The 18,075-nt window shown below is 48.3% G+C and carries 17 protein-coding genes and 1 riboswitch; of the genes, 13 read left to right on the forward strand and 4 right to left on the reverse strand.

Features of this window, described 5'->3' with window-relative positions; genetic code table 11:
* Position 1: 1 nt before the first annotated feature.
* The 5 genes from ACTRXG_RS08685 to ACTRXG_RS08705 all read left to right on the forward strand — a co-directional run bounded on the left by ACTRXG_RS08685 (position 2) and on the right by ACTRXG_RS08705 (position 6,222).
* Complete coding sequence (locus ACTRXG_RS08685) at positions 2-1,042, forward strand: homoserine dehydrogenase (protein ID WP_474278910.1); 1,041 nt, start codon at positions 2-4, stop codon at positions 1,040-1,042.
* 12 nt (positions 1,043-1,054) lie between these two features.
* On the forward strand, positions 1,055-2,494 hold the full coding sequence (locus ACTRXG_RS08690) for an aldehyde dehydrogenase family protein (RefSeq protein ID WP_474284674.1): 1,440 nt from the start codon (positions 1,055-1,057) through the stop codon (positions 2,492-2,494).
* Positions 2,495-2,529: 35 nt separating this feature from the next.
* Positions 2,530-3,753 carry a M24 family metallopeptidase gene (locus tag ACTRXG_RS08695; protein ID WP_474262081.1) on the forward strand — a complete coding sequence of 408 codons (1,224 nt, stop codon included), beginning with the start codon at positions 2,530-2,532 and terminating at the stop codon, positions 3,751-3,753.
* A 132-nt stretch (positions 3,754-3,885) separates the two neighbouring features.
* Positions 3,886-5,259 carry a hypothetical protein gene (locus ACTRXG_RS08700; protein WP_474284675.1) on the forward strand — a complete coding sequence of 458 codons (1,374 nt, stop codon included), beginning with the start codon at positions 3,886-3,888 and terminating at the stop codon, positions 5,257-5,259.
* A gap of 21 nt (positions 5,260-5,280) precedes the next feature.
* Positions 5,281-6,222: a DMT family transporter gene (locus ACTRXG_RS08705; protein ID WP_474284676.1), complete on the forward strand. Its 942-nt coding sequence runs from the start codon at positions 5,281-5,283 to the stop codon at positions 6,220-6,222.
* Here the strand turns inward: ACTRXG_RS08705 and yidD are convergent.
* Both yidD and dapA read right to left on the reverse strand, forming a co-directional pair.
* Positions 6,206-6,448, reverse strand: coding sequence for a membrane protein insertion efficiency factor YidD (gene yidD, locus ACTRXG_RS08710; protein ID WP_322525080.1), 243 nt, complete (start codon positions 6,446-6,448; stop codon positions 6,206-6,208). The genes ACTRXG_RS08705 and yidD overlap by 17 nt on opposite strands.
* Before the next feature lie 105 nt (positions 6,449-6,553).
* On the reverse strand, positions 6,554-7,441 hold the full coding sequence (gene dapA, locus ACTRXG_RS08715; RefSeq protein ID WP_298785836.1) for a 4-hydroxy-tetrahydrodipicolinate synthase: 888 nt from the start codon (positions 7,439-7,441) through the stop codon (positions 6,554-6,556).
* Positions 7,442-7,590: 149 nt separating this feature from the next.
* Positions 7,591-7,770, reverse strand: a riboswitch (Lysine riboswitch).
* A 280-nt stretch (positions 7,771-8,050) separates the two neighbouring features.
* Between dapA and ACTRXG_RS08720 the strand changes: the two genes are divergently transcribed.
* The 4 genes from ACTRXG_RS08720 to ACTRXG_RS08735 all read left to right on the forward strand — a co-directional run bounded on the left by ACTRXG_RS08720 (position 8,051) and on the right by ACTRXG_RS08735 (position 10,202).
* The gene (locus tag ACTRXG_RS08720; RefSeq protein ID WP_322525078.1) at positions 8,051-8,317 is read left to right on the forward strand and encodes a hypothetical protein; all 267 of its coding nucleotides are present in this window, start codon (positions 8,051-8,053) and stop codon (positions 8,315-8,317) included.
* A gap of 58 nt (positions 8,318-8,375) precedes the next feature.
* Entirely contained in the window at positions 8,376-8,765 is a 390-nt protein-coding gene (locus ACTRXG_RS08725) for a type II toxin-antitoxin system PemK/MazF family toxin (RefSeq protein ID WP_022792199.1), read from the forward strand.
* A gap of 293 nt (positions 8,766-9,058) precedes the next feature.
* Entirely contained in the window at positions 9,059-9,751 is a 693-nt protein-coding gene (locus ACTRXG_RS08730) for a hypothetical protein (RefSeq protein WP_474263465.1), read from the forward strand.
* Positions 9,752-9,881: 130 nt separating this feature from the next.
* Positions 9,882-10,202, forward strand: coding sequence for a hypothetical protein (locus ACTRXG_RS08735; RefSeq protein ID WP_322525076.1), 321 nt, complete (start codon positions 9,882-9,884; stop codon positions 10,200-10,202).
* 59 nt (positions 10,203-10,261) lie between these two features.
* On the opposite strand, the gene ACTRXG_RS08740 is transcribed toward ACTRXG_RS08735, so the two are convergent.
* A complete protein-coding gene (locus ACTRXG_RS08740; RefSeq protein ID WP_474284677.1) occupies positions 10,262-11,599 on the reverse strand; it encodes a YjiH family protein in 1,338 nt (445 codons plus the stop codon).
* A 129-nt stretch (positions 11,600-11,728) separates the two neighbouring features.
* Here ACTRXG_RS08740 and ACTRXG_RS08745 point away from each other — a divergent pair, with 129 nt between their 5' ends.
* Positions 11,729-11,998, forward strand: a complete 270-nt coding sequence (locus tag ACTRXG_RS08745) for a hypothetical protein (RefSeq protein WP_474284678.1) — start codon at positions 11,729-11,731, stop codon at positions 11,996-11,998.
* A 27-nt stretch (positions 11,999-12,025) separates the two neighbouring features.
* Here the strand turns inward: ACTRXG_RS08745 and ACTRXG_RS08750 are convergent, their stop codons facing one another.
* Positions 12,026-12,805, reverse strand: coding sequence for an HAD family hydrolase (locus ACTRXG_RS08750; RefSeq protein ID WP_474284679.1), 780 nt, complete (start codon positions 12,803-12,805; stop codon positions 12,026-12,028).
* Positions 12,806-13,268: 463 nt separating this feature from the next.
* Here ACTRXG_RS08750 and ACTRXG_RS08755 point away from each other — a divergent pair, with 463 nt between their 5' ends.
* From ACTRXG_RS08755 to ACTRXG_RS08765, 3 genes are all read left to right on the forward strand, one after another.
* On the forward strand, positions 13,269-16,115 hold the full coding sequence (locus ACTRXG_RS08755) for a 2-oxoglutarate dehydrogenase E1 component (protein WP_474263455.1): 2,847 nt from the start codon (positions 13,269-13,271) through the stop codon (positions 16,113-16,115).
* A gap of 13 nt (positions 16,116-16,128) precedes the next feature.
* A complete protein-coding gene (odhB, locus tag ACTRXG_RS08760; protein ID WP_474284680.1) occupies positions 16,129-17,415 on the forward strand; it encodes a 2-oxoglutarate dehydrogenase complex dihydrolipoyllysine-residue succinyltransferase in 1,287 nt (428 codons plus the stop codon).
* 274 nt (positions 17,416-17,689) lie between these two features.
* Complete coding sequence (locus ACTRXG_RS08765) at positions 17,690-18,013, forward strand: hypothetical protein (protein WP_322525069.1); 324 nt, start codon at positions 17,690-17,692, stop codon at positions 18,011-18,013.
* The last annotated feature ends 62 nt before the right edge of the window (positions 18,014-18,075 follow it).

Below are 18,075 nucleotides of genomic sequence, written 5' to 3' on the forward strand. Positions count from 1 at the left end.
TATGCCGCATAAATTAGACTTTATAGGGTTTGGCGGAGTGGGCCGGGGCCTTGCAGAAATACTATTGGAACGGGGAAGCTGGCTGAAGGAAACGTTTGGTTCCGACTTTGTGGTAGTTTCTGTTTCCGATTTGTACAAAGGCTCCCTTCACCACCCGGACGGCCTTGACATGCAGAAGGTGCTCGACTGCCTGAAAAAAGACGGGACAGTCGAAAACTACCCTGATACCGAAGGGCTCGTTCGCGGGTGGGACAGCATCGAAACGATTACCCAGTCGAACGCTGATACCGTGATCGAAATTACGTTCACCAATGTGGAGACCGGCCAGCCGGCGATTGACCACTGTAAAACGGCGTTCAAGGCCGGCAAAAATGCTGTTCTTACGAATAAAGGCCCCGTAGCCCTTGCCTACAAAGAGCTTCAGGCACTGGCGGAAGAGAACGGGGTACGGTTTTTATTCGAAGGAACGGTCATGAGCGGAACACCGGCAATCCGGATGCCGCTTACAAGCCTTTCCGGAAACCGGATTACTTCCATTAAAGGAATCATGAACGGAACGACCAATTACATGCTTACCCAGATGGAGCAGGGCATGGAATACAGCGAAGCTTTAAAAGAGGCACAATCCCGCGGATACGCGGAAGCAGATCCCACGAGCGATGTTGAAGGCTATGATGTATTGTATAAAGTAGTCATTCTAGCCAACGTGGTTATGGGAGCAGATTTGAAAAAAGAGGATGTGGAACGCCAAGGAATTACATCTCTTTCTGCAGAAGATATGCAGCAGGCAAAAAATGAAAATAAGCATTGGAAGCTGATCGGGCGCGTTGAAAACGTCAACGGCACAATCAAGGGGTCTGTAAAACCAGAGCTCCTCTCTGAAGATGACGCCCTCGCTAACGTCGGAGGTGCGGTAAACGCGGTCACTTATGAATGCGACCTGAGCGGTCCGATTACGCTGATGGGCGCCGGGGCCGGCGTGCCGGAAACAGGATTTGCATTGTTGATCGATTTGATTAACATGGACCGAAATACTATATAAAGGCGGGATAATATGACAACAAAAATCACAGAGCAAAAGATGCTGCTCGGCGGAGAATGGGTCGGCCGGGAACAAACGCTGGACGTCGTCAATCCCGAGGATCAGTCCGTTATCAGCACAGTGCCGATGGCAAGCAGTGAAGATGCGCGCGAAGCTGTGCGGATTGCTGTGGAAGGAAAGGAAATCGCCGAAGCGCTGAGCGTCCGGGAACGTATGGATATATTAAATAAAGTAGCGGATTATGTGCTTGATCAATCAGAGGAGTTTGCGGAAATCATTGCTCTTGAAGGAAGCAAAACGATAGCGGAAGCTTCCGGTGAGGCACGCAGGACCGCTGAGACGATACGTCTTGGAGCGGAAGAAGCACGCCGTCTTTCCGGGGAATCGATTAATTTCGACCAGATGGAAGGCAATACGAACCGGATGGGGTACTATTATCACTTCCCGGTAGGCGTTGTAGCAGCTATCACGCCGTTTAACGATCCATTGAATCTAGTGGCACACAAGGTAGCACCGGCGATTGCCGCCGGGAATGCTGTGATTGTGAAGCCGGCAACAGAAACACCGCTCAGTGCGTTAAAGCTGGCCGAAGCGTTTATTGCCGCCGGTCTGCCGAAAAAAGTACTCACAGTAATTACAGGAAGAGGCCGTGACATCGGCGACATTCTGGTTGAAGCAGAAGACGTTCAGATGATCAGCTTTACCGGTGGCTATGAAACAGGAAAAAGCATTGCCCATAAAGCAGGACTGAAAAAGCTGTCCATGGAGCTGGGCTCGAATTCCCCGTTTATTATCTGGAAGGACGCAGACATTGAAAAGGCGGCCCAGTCAGGCGTGGACGGAGCGTTTGGAGCCGCCGGCCAGAACTGCCTGAGTGTCCAGCGGGTGTATGCACACGAAGAAATTTACGAAGCGTTTGAAGCATCGTTTGTAGATAAAGCCAAACAGGTGCGTGCAGGCAGAAAGATGGATAAGGATTCGGATATCGGCCCGGTAATCAATGAAAAAGAAGCCAAACGGATTGAAAGCTGGATTGAAGAAGCAGTGGAGGCAGGAGCCAAAGTGCTTGCCGGCGGCAAACGGCACGGCGCCTTTATCGAGCCGACTGTTCTGTCGAACGTGCCGGAGGATATAACGATTGTAAAAGAAGAAGTGTTCGGCCCGGTAGTAATACTTGCTTCTGTGGCAACGTTTGATGAAGCAGTCACACGCTCGAACAGTGTGCCTTTCGGTCTGCAGGCCGGCATTTATACGAATGATATCAATTTAGCGCTGAAGGCTGTACGCAAGCTTCACGTCGGCGGTGTCATGGTAAACGACAGCAGCGATTTCCGGATCGATGCCATGCCATTTGGCGGCGTTAAGCATTCAGGCATCGGCCGCGAAGGCGTAGCATTTGCCATTGAAGAAATGTCGGAAAAACGGCTCGTATGCTTTACCATTGATGAATAATTAAATGTAAACGGGATAAAAGGGGGGATCAGCTCATGTTATTTGAAAAAGATGAGTACCTGACGAGAATGAACCAGACGAAAATGAAAATGATGGAATACGGTATTGAAGTGCTATTGGTCTCCAATCCATCGAACATGTACTATTTAACAGGATATAACGCATGGTCGTTTTATGTGCATCAAATGGTGATTGTGATGATTGACGAAGATCAGCCATTATGGATCGGTCGGGAAATGGATGCCCACAGCGCTACCGTCACTACATGGCTTGACGAAGACCATATCATTCCGTATCCTGATGAATTTGTGCAGTCGACGATCAAGCACCCTATGGATTTCGCAGCGAACATCCTGACCGAGATCGGCCAGGGCAACCGTAAAATTGGACTGGAGATGGATGCATTTTATTTTACCGCCATGTGCTATGAACGAATCCAGGCTGGTCTCCCAAATGCCGAATTCCGTAATTTCAGCACGCTTGTCAACTGGGTCCGGCTAGTAAAATCAGAAGCGGAAATTGAGTGCATGTACCGCGCCGGACGTATACTCGAAAATGCCATGCAGGCTGGTTTTGATACGGTAGATGTCGGCGTTCGTGAAAATGAAGTAGCTGCGGCTATCACCAATGCCCAGATTCTTGGAACAAAGGAATTCGGTGGAGATTATACGTCGATTGTGCCGATGATTCCCGCGAACGAAAATACAGCTACCCCGCATTTGACATGGACGGACCGGAAATATAACTACGGGGACTTTTTAACGATTGAAATTGCCGGGGCGTATATGCGCTATCATACTCCAATGGCACGGACGATGGCAATCGGCCAGGCTCCTGAAAAAATGTATGATCTCTCGGAAACGGTCGTTGAAGGCATCGAAACTACGATGGATTCAATTAAGCCGGGGATGACGGCAGAAGAAGTGGAAAGCGTGTGGAGCCGGACGATCGCAAGACGCGGGTATTTTAAGGAATCCCGCCTCGGCTACTCCATCGGGCTCAGCTATCCGCCGGACTGGGGCGAGCATACTGTCAGCTTCCGGAAGGGTGATCACACTATTTTGCAGCCGAACATGACGTTTCACCTGATGCCTGGCATCTGGCTTGATGACCACGGGGTAGAGATTACAGAATCGATCCGCATTACGGAAAATGGCTGTGAACTGCTCAGTCACGTGCCACGGGATATGTATGTAAAAGAACCCGGGGTACTCGGTGACGGTTTTGCGGAAAACCGATTGAACGCCCACTATAGATAAGAAACAGGCAGCGGACTTCCAAAAAAGGAGTCCGCTTTTTTATGAATGATATGCGGGTGTTGGCTATTTTTTCCGGATAGTGGTAGCATAAAGGTGTTTGCAATGAAGATTTGACTAAAACGGGGAATGATCATGAACCGGCAGGCTTACATAAAACCAACACTGGGAGCTGCAGCTTTTGCAGCTGTATTTTGCTATTTTTTAGAAGTGCTTTTAAACGTTCCGTTTGTCGACTACGGATACAGTTTTATTGCCGGGGTGCTGCTAGTGGCATCCCTGCCTGTGATGCCGCCCCTGAACCGGCGTGTGGTTTACGTGCTGATTGCTGTCGGCATTGCTTTGTTCTGGACGTACGGTGTTTCCTGGCAGACGGTGTGGACAAGCTTCGGGGAAAACCTGCCGCTGCTTGCCCTCTTTTTAACGGTGCCGCTGATTGGGACGTACATGTCGGAAGCGGGGCATCTGCATGCCTTTCAACAATATCTCGAACAACAGAACGAAAAAAGAGGAGTGCCGCCGCACCGGCTTGGCTACGGCGTGACAGCAAGCATTGGTGCCATTCTGAACCTCGGCTCCATGCCGCTTGTGTACGGCATTGCTAAAGAAAGCTTTCCATCTTTTGAGAAAAAAAGAATGGCATTAACGGTACTCAGGGGATTTGGCTCGTGTATGCTCTGGTCGCCGTATTTTGTAAATATGGCCCTGATTTTAAGCATCTATGATTTGAGCTGGGGAGAAGTCGGACCCTACGGGATCGTGATGGCTGCTGTGTTGACAGCTCTGGTCGTTGTATTTTTCCGCTCGTCAGCATTCGACGATGATGCCTGGACGGTTCCAGAGAAAGAAAAAGAAGCCAATCCGCCGGTGTCTTCGATGCGCACGTTTTTACTATTTTTAGGCATTCTGCTTGCTGCTTCTTTTTTGCTTGAAGCACTGCTGCCATACAGCATGCTGACAATTGTTTCGGTGCTCGCCCTTTTGTATCCGTGGGTGTGGGCCTTTGCGCGAAAACAGGCTGTCTCGTTTGCACAGTCAACGTGGAAACACGTAAGCGGTTCGTTTGAACGCCTGTACAACGAAATTGGTATTTTTGTGACGGCTGGATTTTTCAGTGTGGCGCTTCGAAGCAGCGATGCCGGAAGATGGCTTTCTGAAGCCATCAGCTTTTTGTCCCAGGGCTATATGATTCTGCTGATTGCCTGGGTGGTCGCTATCGTAATGGGGCTCTCTGCGGTAGGTATTCACCCCGTAATAATTGTCACTGGTCTCGGCGGGGCTCTTTCGCCGGAAATCTTTGGGGTTGGGGCTCCGTTTATGGCCGTGCTGCTGCTCATGTCGTGGATGCTCGGCGTTCAGGTGTCTCCATTTACAGGAGCGATACTTATGACATCTCATTTAATGGGGGCGACTACCATTCAGGTAATCAGGAAAAATACAGCATTTATTCTAAGCGCTGCCGTCGTGTTGAGCCTTGTATTATTTGTACTGGGAGAAACGGTAATGTAAAAATGAAGGAGAGAATGCGGCATGCGTCCACTCGAAGCTGGAAAATTATACGGGTCCGTCATGCTTGTTATGCTGATGTGGGGACTTAATGTCGTGGCGCTGAAGGTGCTGGTGGCTGAAATAAATCCGGTTTATATGCAGGCGGCCCGCATTTTGCTCGCCGGCCTGTCTGTCGCCTTGTTTGTTTTTCTGCGCAAAGAGCATGAGCGGGTGCCGAGGGCTGCTTTTATGTATATTCTGCTGGCTGCAGTGTTTGGCATGACCGGTCACCATACGTTTTTAGCTATAGGACTGAGTGAAACAACTGCTGTAAAAAGCTCGCTCATACTGGCTCTTCTTCCTATTACAACAGCTCTTTTGTCCATGCTGTTTTTGGGAGATGCCTTTACGAAGCTTCGCTGGCTCGGGGTGTTTGCCGGGTTTGCCGGGGCAGTACTTATTAATCTCACCGGAGAAGGCGGGGGAGCTGTTCAGGGAGCAGCGAGGGGAGATGCGTTTATTTTTGCAGCAATGACTGCCCAGGCCGTGAGCTTTTTATTCATTAAAAAAGCGTCTGAACTGGTGGCACCGAGAGTATTAACGATCTACACGCTGATGCTCGGCTCTGTTGGTTTGTTCGCAGTCAGTTTTGTGCTGTCCCCGTCCGGGTGGGAGTCGTATATTACAGCTCCTGGCTGGGTGTGGCTCGTGTTTTTACTTTCCGGAGTATTTGCTACCGGCCTCGGCCAGATTTTATATAACGCGTCGATTTCGAAAATCGGCCCGGGGAAAACTGCCATATTTAATAACTTTGTGCCTTTTTTCGGCCTGTTAAGCTCGGCGCTTATCCTCGGAGAAAACGTATCACCGGCTCAGCTTGGAGGATTCATATTCATTGTGGCCGGAGTGCTGCTTGGCACCGGGTGGGTGGACCAGCTGCTGTTAAAAAAACGAAAACAGGCGCCTGCTAAGTATGATGCTTAGCGGACGCCTGCTTTTTTTTCGGAACTTCATCAAAGCCCCCGGGGTGAAATGGATGGCATTTGACAATGCGCCGAACTGTCAAAAAGGCCCCTTTCCAGAATCCGAAGCGCTCAAAGGCAGTAATGCTGTACTGCGAACAGGTGGGATAAAAACGGCAGGAGGGGGGCGTGAACCGGGAAATATAACGTTGATACAGCCGGATCAACGCCACTATCAATTTTTTCATACATACGCACTCCTATAGTCTTTTTTGCACTTAAAGCGTAGCATAAATAAAAGCAGAACTAAAAAACCCCGCCTGAACCGGCGGGGTTAAAACCTTACTTCTGTATTAACCGACATAAAAGGAGGCTGCTGGTTCAACCACCTGGCGAAGAAGTGCTTCTTCTTCCGCGTTTAAACGTACCATTGGAAGGCGGACATCGCCGGAAATGATACCGCGCATCTCAAGAGCTGCTTTTACCGGAGTCGGACTAGGCGCTGCGAACATGGATTTCATCAGCGGCAGCAGATCGCGGTGCCGGGAAGCGGCATAAACCGGCTGTCCGTTAAAGAAGCTCTGGATCATGTCCTGCATGCTCTCTCCGGCCACGTGCGCAGAAACAGAAACGACGCCGGTAGCTCCAACAGACAGCAGTGGCAGCGTCAGACTGTCATCGCCGCTGTATAAGGTAAAGTCCTGCGGTGCATGCTGCAGAATATAGGCCGCAGCTTCGAGATCACCGCTCGCTTCTTTGATGGAGCAGATGTTTCTGACATGGGAAAGCCGTACAATAGTTTCCGGTGTCATACCGGCCGCGCTTCGCCCTGGAATGTTATAAAGCATAACCGGAGTGTTAATTCCTTCAGCAATTGTACGGAAATGCTGGTACATGCCTTCCTGGGAAGGCTTGTTATAATACGGAGTTACAAGCATGACGGCATCAATGCCGGTTTTTTCAGCTTCAAGGGACAAAGCGAGTGAAGCTCTTGTATCGTTGGAGCCTGTGCCTGCAATAACCGGCACCCGGCCGTTTACAGTCTGGACAGTATGACGGAACAACGAGATTTTTTCCTCATGGGAGAGCGTTGGGGATTCGCCGGTCGTACCTGCCACCACAATGCTTTCTGTTCCTGTGCTGATCAAATGATTAATCAGTCTGGTTAATGCTGTGTAATCTATATCTCCGTGTTCATCAAATGGAGTCACCATTGCTGTACTCAATCTGCCAAAATTCATGTTTACTCACCCTCTTAAAAGTATAGTCTTGCCTAAAAAGAGAGGGCTTGCGGTTTCACGTCTTCGTCTCCGTCCGGACACGAAAAAAGCAACCATGGAAAGAGCCCATCGTTGCAGGAACGCTTCAGCTGTTAAGCAGAACCGCACGTGCGTGAGATAGCCCTCCATACAGAAAATCTGTATGACAGTCCCGCATTTATTCAATACGAGACCAGCGTTGAACGATTGAGTCGTCCGCAGCTTCGGCAAAAACCCCTTTCCGCTTTAATCACCAGAGCTCATTCTCTTCCTAAAGCGTACTAATAGTTTTCGCAGCCTCTAACCTCACTTCTCAAATAAAGAAGCAGGATATGAAATTAATTAACTACACCATAGCAGATAACGCCCCGAAAGACAATAGTACGGCAGAAAATCAATTATCTTTTCTATATTGCCTGATTTTAGCGTGAGTAAACATAATTAAATATTGTCTGTTTATCCCTTCTCCGCAACTGTTTTAGCGGATTCCGCCCGCGGCGGGCAAAAAATTTTTAAAAACACGTTTCATTTTAGTGAATCTTTCTTATATAATGAGAGAGGGAAAACAGAACATTAGGGGGCCAATTACGTATGTCGCAGCTTCAGCAGATCGCTCTAGAACTTCCAAAAGAACTCTATACGGAAATCGAACATCTGTCCCAGTCAGAAAAGGATTCTTTTTTTCATCAGGTATTAAAAGATCAAATTGAAAAACAAAAATCCACAGACATGCAGGAACAATTGAAGAACGGATATGCAGAAATGGCTGCACTAAATGCTGAAATATGCGCTGAATTTGAATATGCCGAAACAGAATCTACACAGACGACAGAACGACGGCTGCATGAACAAGACTAGCTGTTCATCCTGTCCGGCAGCATAAGCGCGCAACCGGAAAAGGAGGTGAATGGGTGGTTTGAGTGATTCGAAACAAAACAATCAGCATCATAAAAAAGTAGTTAAACGGGGGGACGTATTTTTTGCGGATCTGTCTCCGGTAGTTGGATCAGAGCAGGGAGGCGTCCGCCCCGTACTTATCATTCAAAATAATATTGGTAACCGCTTCAGTCCTACGGTGATTGTAGCTGCTATTACGGCACAGATTAAAAAGGCAAAAATGCCGACACACGTAGAAATTGATGCAGCCAAGCATCGATTTGACCGTGACAGCGTTATCCTGCTCGAGCAGCTTCGTACTATTGATAAGCAGCGGTTAACTGATAAAATTACCCATCTCGATGATGAAACCATGGAGCAGGTACGTAAAGGTCTGGAAATAAGCCTTGGCCTGCATGAGTTCAATTAATCCATCATACATAACGACTGCGGGCCCCCGCCTGCATTTCGATACTTAAAACCTTTCCGGACTGGAAAGGTTTTTTTGCTGCAAAAAAAAGAAATGAATGCCTTTGTAATGTGATATATCCTTCTGTGAGTCCAATAAAAGCACTCAGTAGCGTAAAGGTTTAAATTCATACGAAAAACTTTTAAATGCTCTATTTTATTTTAAGTTGTGATGTGATACACTGCTCTAGGAAATAAAGAGAGGGTTGGATAAACCAGCCTATAAGAGAGAGGATAAGGAAGGGAGGCTTTCATATGCTAAAAGCAATGAAGCAAAAATGGATGGACAAGCGCGATCAGCTTGCCCGGCAAACAGAAGAACGGATTCAGGATTACAATACGGATCTGCAGGTACAGATGAGGCAGAGACGTGAAAATGATGATTGGACTGATGAACTTCTCAATAAAGATATTGAAAAATATTTGTATACGATCCATCCGTCATTTCTTTTAAACGACCGTGTGAACCGGGCGCTTTACAACCGGCTTCTTGCCCGTGCGCAGGGGAAGTATTCGCTGACACTCTCTGTCACAAGTGAAATGAAGCTTGCGCTCGACTTTTACAACACGGATCTTGCTGTATTTCTTCGTTTGATTGAGAAGAAAGGCTTTCAGCTTCAAGGAAATGAGGAACGTTTTCTGCTGACGCTTATGAACCGCCTCAGTGAAAACAATTACCGCATGTATAAAGAACGTTACAGCGAATTGGATGCTCACAACGCCTCCTTATCAGATGCGGTCAGTTCGTACCTGCAGCAGGTGCCGCGTGCTTATCAGCTGGAAACCGGGCGACTCGATTTCTTTTACAAGTTTCTGATCAGTGAGGGCCTTCTTCCGGCAGGGACAACGAAGAAAAAGCTGAAGAAAGTAATTAAAGCCTCCAATAAAAAGAGAGCGGGAGACCATCAGCTTGAGCGGATGGAACGCCGGCTTGACCGGATTGGTTAATAGACGAACAAAACGCTGCAGAGCTGCAGCGTTTTTTATTGCTTTGAAAACCCAGTGAGAACATAATTCTTTTCGATTAGGCGTTTCTGTGGCAGAATGTAGGTAAATATACAGAAGGGATGGAGAGCTGATGAGTCAAAACGAAACGAATCTCAGCACGTTTTTTGCCGGTAAATTGCAGGAAGCCAAAACTCAATTTGAGCGCACCATCGACTGTAAACACACCGCTTTTGACGATTTATATCCGTATATGAATGAACAGCCGCAGTTTTTCTGGTATAAGCGGTATGTAGCCTGGCAGGAGCTGCTTACTACGGTAGAGCTCGCAGAGGAACTGAATATCGACTGGCAGAAAGAGTTCAAAACGAAGCAGCAGGAGTTTATTGAAAGTAAAATACTCGATGCAAAAGTACTCGATGACTGGTACGGAAAACAGCGTACTGAAGCATAAAGAAAGCCGGCGGACCCCCGCCGGCTTTTTACGATTTCTTCTATATGTCTGCTGGTTTGTTAGAAGATAAAATGAGCGATCAAAACAATAACTGGAAGTGAAATAATGGTTCTTTCGAGAAAGATGAGTATAAGGTCGATAAAGCGTACCGGAAGCTTGCTCCCGAGCAGCAGACCGCCAACTTCGGACATGTAAATGAGCTGACTGACCGACAGGGCCCCGATAATGAAGCGGGTCATTTCGCTTTCAATATCCGTACCAAGAATAGCCGGCAGGAACATATCCGCAAATCCGATGAGCATTGTTTCGCTGGCTGCTACTGCCTCCGGCACCTGCATCAGCTGCAGGAGCGGCACGAACGGAGCACCGAGCCAGGCGAACAACGGCGTAAATTCTGCAATAACAACTGCGATGGTGCCAAGGCCCATGACAATCGGAATGACGCTGATCCACATATCAAGCACGTTTTTTGTACCGCTGATCAGCACGGAAGACCAATGAGTGCGTGAAGCTTTATCGAGTGCTTTTTCCCACCCGGAGGACACAGGATTTTTACCTGTATGGCCGTTCGCTATTTCCTCTGCAGGCTGTTGGTTGTAATACTCGTTTTTCTTCCGCGACAGCGGAGGAATCCGAGGCATAATGAGTGCGCAGGCCACGCCGGCTGCAACGATGGTGAGGTAATACGGCAGCGTGTAGGCAAGCAAATCCAGTTCCCCAAGGATTGTAATGGTGAATGTGATACTGACTACCGAGAACGTCGTACTGATAACAGCAGCCTCGCGCTGCGTGTAGTGGCCGCTTTCATACTGCTGACTTGTCAAAAGCACGCCGATGGTGCCATCGCCTAACCACGAAGCGAGACCGTCAATCGAGGAGCGGCCCGGAAGGGTAAATAACGGGCGCATTAAAATCGTCAGGATCGAACCAAAAAATTCGAGCAGACCGAAATTAAGCAGAAACGGCAGAAAATAACCGGCAAAAAAGAAGACGGTAATTAAGAGAAGAATCAGGGAATAGAGCAGAAGACCACCGGTAGCGTCTCCGATAAGCCAGCCCGGGCCAATTTGAAAAAGGGTTAAAAAAGCAAAAATAAAGCCTAAAATGCGGATGAGAAGCCACCCGTTGGTTACATGAAACAACGACACGGCGATACCTGAGGAAAACGGACGGAACCGGGCAATAATGGCACCGACTACGGAGATGCCGATAAAAATGACGCCCATCGCAGGCAGTATACCGCTCAGTAAGCCTTCGAGCCATCCGGCAAGAAGAGCCACCGGAACGGTTAAGCCATCATCAGTAGAAATGGGGACCATAAATAAAAAGATCCCAATCAATGAAGGAATAATAAATTTAAGGGCGCTCGAGGCCCTGGTGGATGGAGTGGAACTCATTTTCTTCACCTCGATATTCATACAGTTTTATGTATAATTACTACAAACATTGTACTAAATTAACACGAAAACCGCCATTTGCAAAGCACATTTTTATCCGTCTCAAGGGAAAGGAGAAACGACCAAACTATGCCGCAATATATCTTTGACGTTGAATCCGTGTATTTAAAAGAGCCGGAAGATGAGCTCAGGACGCATATAGCGGAGGTGAGAACGGAAGTAATACACCGTGAAAAGGGCGATATTTTATTTGAAGCTGTTATTCCGGTGGCTTACCACGCTTACGGCGTCTACCCTGACGTGAAAGCAGTAGCCTCCCAGATTCCCCGGGCCGCGCTGCAGCGGGAGGTGCTGTTCCGTGTGAAGAGCTACGTCAAAAAACTTCGTCCGTTTTTATGAACCGGAAGATGCGGTGCGGGCGTTTGCTCAGCGGAGCAGAGGCAGCAGATCCCCGAGAGCCGTCAGCTCATGTTCTGCCCGGAATTCATGAGTCGGGACGCTCCCGTCATGGTTGATCCAGGCGCTGCTGATACCGGCTTTTTTTGCCCCTGCGATATCGGTATTCATATTGTCCCCGATCATCAGTGTATCTTCAGGAGAAGCGTCTGCGAGGCGCAGCGCATGAGTAAAGATGGCAGGATCAGGTTTTCCCACGCCAAATTCGCCGCTGATAATAATATGGTCAAAGAAAGGCACGAGCGCCGGGGTCAGGGACAGCTTCAGCCGCTGAAGACTGGGGGAGCCGTTTGTGAGCATCAGCAGTTGATAGTCATCCTTTAGGGTATGAAGGACTTCAAACGTATCAGCATATACATAGGGGAGGTGACGCCGGTGCATAATAAAGCGGTCCTTAAGCCATTCTCCTGTTTCCGGCTGGTGGACGCCGTGGGCTGCAAGCGCCCGCGTCCATGTTTCTTTTTGATAGGAGGAAATAAGCCGGCTCATTTCCTGGAAGCGCCGGTGCTCAATATCGTCAAAGTGCCCCCAGAGGCCTTCGAATGCGTTAATGCCTATCGTTTTAGTGAAGTCATATACAGAAAGGTTCTTATACAGTTCGGGTGCAGTCTGCTGCACGGTTTCCATGAGCAGCGGTGCGTGCACCCCAGTGCGTATCTCGGCGTCAAAGGCCGTGGCCCGCAGCGCTTCATTGATGCTTTTTTTATCCCAGAGCAGGGTGTCGTCTAAATCAAAAATAAGTGTTTTCATGAAAATCCCCCTGTGAAAGTGAAAATGTATGTATAAATCATAGCACAGCGATTAATGTTTAAGAAAAAGAAATATGCCGTTCTGCCTGGAAAAGCAAATAATTCAGTTTAGGGACTGTCAAGTGAAAAGAATTAGTGTACAATGTAGGTGTGTGAGAACGCTTCATAGGAGATCGCGCTTTAAAGATGCCGGAAAGTGAAAATCAATCGGATTTTCGGCCTCCTGCAGCGAGGAGCATACATATTTTTCGTATACTTGGCTGGGTAAGGTTTTGAGTACCTGCTATAAGCATGTTAAAATATGTCTGATTTATGAAAAGGCATGTTCTCGAAGAATTGGTTGAGTCGAAGAAGGGAAGTGATGGTGGAAACTCCATTCCAAATGGTTCACCTTCATAGATATTAAACGACTAATATGATAGTTTAGAAAACTTATTGATCACATAAGCTGGGGGTATCACTCGATGAGTAAGCATCAATCCAGGGCTGAAGAAGCCTGGCAGGAATTTTATGGTCCCAATCTGGGTTATATGTGGGAACAATACGACGTGTACAAGGAAGATCCTGACGCTGTGGAACCGGAGATTAAAAGCTGGTTTGACCAGTACGGACCGCCATCGTCAAATGGGGAAGCATCAGCCGGATATGCTCCTGCTGTGGATGAAAAAGACCAGGCAGTCGGTGCCGGACTTAATATGGAAAAGATCGCGGATGCAGTTAAACTTGCTGAAAATATCCGTATTCACGGCCATCTTTCTGCAGACATCAACCCGCTTCAGGAACCAAACGGAGAAACGTCATTTCTTCGCATAGAAGAATACGGACTAAGTGAAGAAGATCTTCGGACCATTCCGAAGGAAATTCTATGTCCGGACGCTCCGGAATCAGTATCTGACGGACTCGAAGCAATCGAGCATTTAAAACAGATGTATACAAAAACCATCGCTTTTGAATTCGACCACGTCCATGATGTGGAAGAGCACCGCTGGCTCAATCGCAAGGTGGAGTCAGGCGAAATATACAGCGCTGTGTCAGATGATAAACGCAAAGCTTTGCTGAAAAGCCTTACGGAAGTAGAAGCCTTCGAGCAATTTCTGCAGAAAACGTTTGTCGGCCAGAAACGCTTTTCTATAGAAGGAATTGACATTCTTGCTCCTATTATGGAAGAGCTTACCCACAGCGCGATGCAGGACGGGGCAAGAAACATTATGATCGGCATGGCCCACCGCGGGCGTTTGAGCGTTCTGGCCAAAGTTATCGGGAAGCCTTATGACCTGATCTTCTCCGAATTTCAGCACTCCCCCAACAAAGATCTCGTACCTTCGGAAGGTTCCGTTGGGATCAACTACGGCTGGACGGGAGACGTAAAGTATCACCTGGGAGCAGATAAAAACATTAATCAGGAATCGTTTGAATCCCGTATTTCCCTTGCCAACAATCCAAGTCACCTGGAATACGTCAATCCGGTCGTGGAAGGCTATACACGGGCCGCGCAGGATGACGTCAGTGAGCCGGGCTTTCCGCAGCAGGACGGCTCTAAGGCCATGGCTATTTTAGTGCACGGCGATGCGGCTTTTCCAGGCGAAGGAGTCGTCACAGAAACCTTGAACATGAGCCGGCTGAAAGGGTATCAGACGGGCGGTACCGTGCACGTTATTGCCAATAACCAGCTTGGCTTTACCACCGATACGCACGATGCAAGAAGTACGACCTATTCAAGTGACCCGGCCAAAGGCTACGAAATCCCGGTTATTCACGTGAACGCAGACGAACCGGAAGCCTGTCTCGCGGCCGTGCAGCTGGCTTATGAATACAGAAATAAATTCAATAAAGACTTTGTGATCGATTTGATCGGCTACCGCCGTTACGGCCATAACGAAACAGATGAGCCGGCAGCAACCCAGCCATACTTATACGGACTGATTCGTGAGCATCCGTCTGTTCGTGAGCATTACGCGGATCATCTGGACCAAATCGGATTCTGGAAAAAATCCGAAACCGATCAGCTGAAAGAGGATACGCTGAATCATCTGCGGGATCAGTACAACAAAGTAGCAGAGGATAAAGAAGCGGAGACGGAGCTTGGACCGGTGCCGGAAGAAGTGGAAAAACGTCTTCCTAAAGTCGAAACCGGCTATGATTTAAACGAACTGAAGGAAATTAACCAGGAGCTTATTACCTGGCCCGAAAACTTCAATGTCTTTCCGAAATTAAGAAAAATTCTTGAACGCCGTGGACCGGCTATGGAAGAAGGCGGCAAAGTGGACTGGGGCCATGCCGAAGCGTTAGCCTTTGCAACAATTCTCGCAGACGGCACACCGGTGCGTTTAACCGGTCAGGACTCCCAGCGCGGCACGTTCGCACAGAGACATCTGGTGCTCCATGACCATAAAAACGGAGATATTTATTCCCCAATGCATGCGTTCTCGAAAGCAAATGCCGCCTTTGCACTTTACAACAGTCCGCTTTCAGAAAACGGTATCGTCGGCTTTGAATACGGATATAATGTGCAGGCACCGGAAACATTGACACTCTGGGAAGCCCAGTTTGGTGATTTCGGTAACGCTGCACAGGTAATATTTGACCAGTTTGTTTCTGCGGGCCGCGCTAAGTGGGGACAAAAGTCCGGTATGGTCTTTCTGCTCCCGCACGGCTACGAAGGACAGGGGCCGGAACACTCAAGTGCAAGACTCGAACGTTTTCTGACGCTCTCAGCAGAAAATAACTGGAATGTCGCTTACCTCTCGAGTTCAGCGCAATACTTCCACCTGCTCCGGCGGCAGGCGGAATTTCTCGGAAAAGACGAAATGCGTCCGCTTGTGCTCATGACACCAAAAAGTCTGCTGCGTAATCAGACCGTCGCTAGCGAGCCGGAGGCTTTCGGGGAAGGTGCTTTCCAATCCGTAGTGGAAGACCCGCTGACGGGCAAAGACAAAAAGAAAGTAAAACGTCTGCTCGTAGGTACTGGAAAAATGACCATCGACCTGCATGAAGCACTGGCCGACGGTGAAGTGCCGAGCGATATCCATATCGTCCGGATTGAAGAGCTCTATCCGTTTCCGGAAGAAGAAATCCGTGACATCTTAGAAGCGTATCCAAACGTAAAATCGATCCAATGGGTTCAGGAGGAGCCGAAAAACATGGGCGCATGGTATTACATGTACCCGCTCCTGCATAATCTGGCACCAAAAGGAGCATCGGTGGATTATATCGGGCGCCGCAGAAGGTCAAGTCCGGCGGAAGGCGACCCTACAATCCATAAAAAAGAACAGAACCGTATCATTCAGGAAGCCCTAAAAGGAAACGAATAAGGAGGACGCAGTCATGGCAGAGATCAAAGTACCAGAACTAGGCGAATCCGTTACAGAGGGAACAATCGCAGAATGGTTAAAAAAACCAGGGGACAAAGTCGAACAGGGAGAAAACATCGCTGAACTTGAAACCGATAAAGTGAATGTGGAAATCCCATCGGAGAAAACTGGTGTCCTCCAGGAACTGTTAAAAGAAGAGGGCGACAACGTAGAAGTCGGCGAGGTAATTGCCGTAGTGGACGAAAACGGTGAAGCCGGAGGCGGAAGCTCAGAAGAAAAAAGCTCAGAGGAAGCAGCTCCGGAAAAGGAAAGCGAAGAAAAGCAGGAAGCTTCCAAAGAGCCGGCAGCGGATAAATCGGAAGAAGGTACGAAAGAAGAATCGAAAGAAGATTCCCCGGCAGACCGGCCGGTTGCTTCTCCTTCTGTGCGCAAATACGCGCGCGAGCAGGGCATTGACTTGAACGAAGTGTCCGGGAGCGATCCGAAGGGGCGCGTCCGCAAAGAAGATGTGGATAATGAAGTAAAAGGAAGCAGCAAAAAAGAGGAAAAACAGCCTGAGAAGCCTGCTGCCAAAAGCGAGAAGGATGAATTCGAAGGCAAGCCGGTTGAACGGGTTAAAATGTCCCGCCGCCGTCAGACGATCGCGAGCCGGCTGAAGGAAGTCCAGCAGGAAACAGCTATGCTGACGACGTTTAACGAAGTGGACATGTCAGCAATCATGGACCTGAGAAAACGCCGGAAGGATACGTTCCAGGAGCAGCACGACGTGCGCCTAGGATTTATGTCCTTCTTTACGAAGGGTGTTATTGCAGCACTGAAAAAATACCCGCTGCTGAATGCGGAAATCCAGGCTACAGAAGTGATCAAAAAGCAGTTCTACGATATCGGCATGGCTGTTTCCACTGACGATGGCCTCGTCGTACCGGTAGTCCGGGACGCCGATCGAAAAACGTTTGCTGAAATCGAACAGGAAATTATGGACCTTTCATTAAAGGCCCGCGATAATAAATTAACCTTGAAAGATCTTCAGGGTGGTACCTTTACAATCACGAACGGCGGCGTTTTCGGTTCGCTGCTGTCGACACCGATTCTGAACGCTCCGCAGGTAGGTATACTTGGAATGCACACGATCCAGTGGCGTCCGGTGGCCATTGACCAGGATACGATGGAGAACCGGCCGATGATGTATACGGCTCTTTCCTACGATCACCGCATTGTGGACGGAAAAGAAGCAGTAAGTTTCCTTGTAACGCTGAAGCAGCTGCTTGAGGATCCAGAAAACCTTCTGCTCGAAGGATAATACAATATGATCAAAGCCCGCTTTCCGGCGGGCTTTTTTCTTTGCAGAAACGCAGAAGGTATGATTTCTGTCGGTGCCAGCCCGGCGATAAGAAAACACACATTTTTTGATATTTCGCGATAATCTCTGATTTTCAGCCATTTTATCGTAAAAATAGAGATGAAATGAAAATAAATGATTTTTTCTTCGTTTAACGCTTGCGTTCCGTTTCTATCTATTGATATAATCACATATGTGATCGTTGAGAGAACACGATATACCAAGGAGGGATAGTATGAGCAATATTAAAATGGACCGAAAAACAGCTGCGCGTATTAGAAGAGATGGAGGCGTAGTTACGCTGGACCCATTTTATTTTTGGAATCAGAAAAAAGACAAAGGTCCAGTCGATACAGTAGTACAGGTAGGCACACCTGCTGAAACTGCCATGTATACGCGTTACCAGTTTGAAGACATCTCTGTGTACGTCCATGAACGCCTGCAGCTGAAAAAAGAATTGCGCCTATTCCTCCATGGATTTGGTCCGTTCGAACATCTCAACTGCGCGGGAGTGAAACGATTCAGCAAACCACAAAAAACAGCAGATGCTGTTTCCTAATAATTTGAAGAACGTCCTGGCAGCAGGGCGTTTTTCTTATCAAAATTAATTAATTTCACATA

The sequence above is a fragment of the Marinococcus sp. LNSP9103-4 genome (assembly GCF_056034345.1).

Excerpts from the sequence above, each read along its gene's own strand:
- ACTRXG_RS08685 (WP_474278910.1), top strand. The coding sequence starts at position 2 with ATGCCGCATAAATTAGACTTTATAGGGTTTGGCGGAGTGGGCCGGGGC.
- ACTRXG_RS08690 (WP_474284674.1), top strand. The coding sequence starts at position 1,055 with ATGACAACAAAAATCACAGAGCAAAAGATGCTGCTCGGCGGAGAATGG.
- ACTRXG_RS08695 (WP_474262081.1), top strand. The coding sequence starts at position 2,530 with ATGTTATTTGAAAAAGATGAGTACCTGACGAGAATGAACCAGACGAAA.
- ACTRXG_RS08700 (WP_474284675.1), top strand. The coding sequence starts at position 3,886 with ATGAACCGGCAGGCTTACATAAAACCAACACTGGGAGCTGCAGCTTTT.
- ACTRXG_RS08705 (WP_474284676.1), top strand. The coding sequence starts at position 5,281 with ATGCGTCCACTCGAAGCTGGAAAATTATACGGGTCCGTCATGCTTGTT.
- yidD (WP_322525080.1), bottom strand. The coding sequence starts at position 6,448 with ATGAAAAAATTGATAGTGGCGTTGATCCGGCTGTATCAACGTTATATT.
- dapA (WP_298785836.1), bottom strand. The coding sequence starts at position 7,441 with ATGAATTTTGGCAGATTGAGTACAGCAATGGTGACTCCATTTGATGAA.
- ACTRXG_RS08720 (WP_322525078.1), top strand. The coding sequence starts at position 8,051 with ATGTCGCAGCTTCAGCAGATCGCTCTAGAACTTCCAAAAGAACTCTAT.
- ACTRXG_RS08730 (WP_474263465.1), top strand. The coding sequence starts at position 9,059 with ATGCTAAAAGCAATGAAGCAAAAATGGATGGACAAGCGCGATCAGCTT.
- ACTRXG_RS08735 (WP_322525076.1), top strand. The coding sequence starts at position 9,882 with ATGAGTCAAAACGAAACGAATCTCAGCACGTTTTTTGCCGGTAAATTG.
- ACTRXG_RS08740 (WP_474284677.1), bottom strand. The coding sequence starts at position 11,599 with ATGAGTTCCACTCCATCCACCAGGGCCTCGAGCGCCCTTAAATTTATT.
- ACTRXG_RS08745 (WP_474284678.1), top strand. The coding sequence starts at position 11,729 with ATGCCGCAATATATCTTTGACGTTGAATCCGTGTATTTAAAAGAGCCG.
- ACTRXG_RS08750 (WP_474284679.1), bottom strand. The coding sequence starts at position 12,805 with ATGAAAACACTTATTTTTGATTTAGACGACACCCTGCTCTGGGATAAA.
- ACTRXG_RS08755 (WP_474263455.1), top strand. The coding sequence starts at position 13,269 with ATGAGTAAGCATCAATCCAGGGCTGAAGAAGCCTGGCAGGAATTTTAT.
- odhB (WP_474284680.1), top strand. The coding sequence starts at position 16,129 with ATGGCAGAGATCAAAGTACCAGAACTAGGCGAATCCGTTACAGAGGGA.
- ACTRXG_RS08765 (WP_322525069.1), top strand. The coding sequence starts at position 17,690 with ATGAGCAATATTAAAATGGACCGAAAAACAGCTGCGCGTATTAGAAGA.